Origin of the sequence: Streptomyces bobili (assembly GCF_002154575.1) — a bacterium.
GTDB classification, from domain to species: Bacteria; Actinomycetota; Actinomycetes; order Streptomycetales; family Streptomycetaceae; genus Streptomyces; species Streptomyces bobili.
Genome location: NZ_MUBA01000785.1, coordinates 1 through 1401, shown reverse-complemented (window position 1 = coordinate 1401; position 1401 = coordinate 1). Strand labels below are relative to the sequence as shown.

The following is a 1401-nucleotide window of genomic DNA, read 5'->3' as shown; positions in this document are numbered from 1 at the left end:
CCCCCGGAGGGGCGGGCCCTCACGCCTCCGGGGCCACGGGCCTCCCCCGGCGCCCCACCTGGGTCCGGACCGCGCCCATGCTGGCCGCGATGACCAGGGCGATCGCCGCCGCTTCCATGGTGGACAGGGTCTGGTCGAGGATGAGGAAGCCGGCCGCCGCCGCGAGGGCCGGTTCGAGGCTCATCATGATCGCGAAGGTGGAGGCGGGCAGGCGGCGCAGGGCGAGGAGTTCGAGGGTGTAGGGCAGGACCGAGGACAGGACCGCCACCGCCGCGCCGAGGCCCAGCGTCACCGGGTCGAGGAGCTTCGTGCCCGACTCGACGATGCCCAGCGGCAGGAACAGCACCGCGCCCACCGCCATCGCCAGCGCGAGCCCGTCCGCCTGCGGGAACCGGCGTCCCGTACGGCCGCTGAAGACGATGTACGCCGCCCACATCACGCCCGCCGTCAGCGCGAACGCGGCGCCCAGCGGGTCGAGGTCGCCGACCCCGCCCCCGCCGAGCAGGAACACGCCGGCGAGCGCGAGCCCGGCCCACACGAGGTTGACGGCGCGCCGCGAGACCAGGACGGAGAGGGCGAGGGGGCCCAGGACCTCCAGCGTGACGGCCGTACCCAGGGGGATGCGGTCGACGGACTGGTAGAAGAGGCCGTTCATCGCGGCCATGGTGACGCCGAAGACGACGACCGTGCCCCAGTCGGCACGGGAGTATCCGCGCACCTTGGGCCGGCAGACGACGAGCAGGACGACGGCCGCGACCAGCAACCGCAGCGCCACGACGCCCAGCGCGCCCGCGCGGGGCATCAGGGTCACAGCGAGCGCGCCGCCGAACTGGACGGACACCCCTCCGGCGAGCACCAGCCCGACGGGACCGAGGGCGCCCCATCGGGCGGGGGCGGAGGCCGGATCGGCCGCACCGGCCGAGGTGGCGGGCTGCCGGGCGGGCGCGGCGGTGTCGGGCGTACTCACGGGCGGTCCAGGGGTTCGGTGGGCTCTGCGCCAACAAGGCATGGCGTGCATCACGATGTACTGCCGAGTCCAGGGTAATGGACTACGTCAGGAGTGTGAAGTGAATTTGCCACTGTCCGGCGGAGTCAACCGCCGCGGAGCCCACCCGTAGGCCTCAGCGGCGCGCCATGTACAGGTCGAGCGCCCGCTGGAGCACCCGGTTCAGCGGGAAGTCCCACTCCCCGAGGTACTCCGCGGCCTGGCCGCCCGTGCCGACCTTGAAGCGCAGGAGTCCGAGGAGGTGGTTGCCGTCCTCCAGGGTGTCGGTGATGCCGCGCAGGTCGTAGACGGCGGCGCCGAGTGCGTGGGCGTCGGACATCATGCGCCACTGCATGGCGTTGTTGGGCTGGACCTCGCGTCTGCGGCTGGTGGAGGCGCCGTAGGAGTACCAGACG

The 1401-nt window shown here is 73.2% G+C and carries 2 protein-coding genes; both read right to left on the bottom strand.

What is annotated here, in order from left to right; translation table 11 throughout:
- Positions 1 to 19: 19 nt before the first annotated feature.
- Positions 20 to 1009, bottom strand: coding sequence for an EamA family transporter (locus tag BZL64_RS37610; protein ID WP_086773449.1), 990 nt, complete (start codon positions 1007 to 1009; stop codon positions 20 to 22).
- A 112-nt stretch (positions 1010 to 1121) separates the two neighbouring features.
- The coding region (locus BZL64_RS37605) for a peptidoglycan bridge formation glycyltransferase FemA/FemB family protein (protein WP_143663444.1) at positions 1122 to 1401 on the bottom strand (280 nt) is incomplete at its 5' end.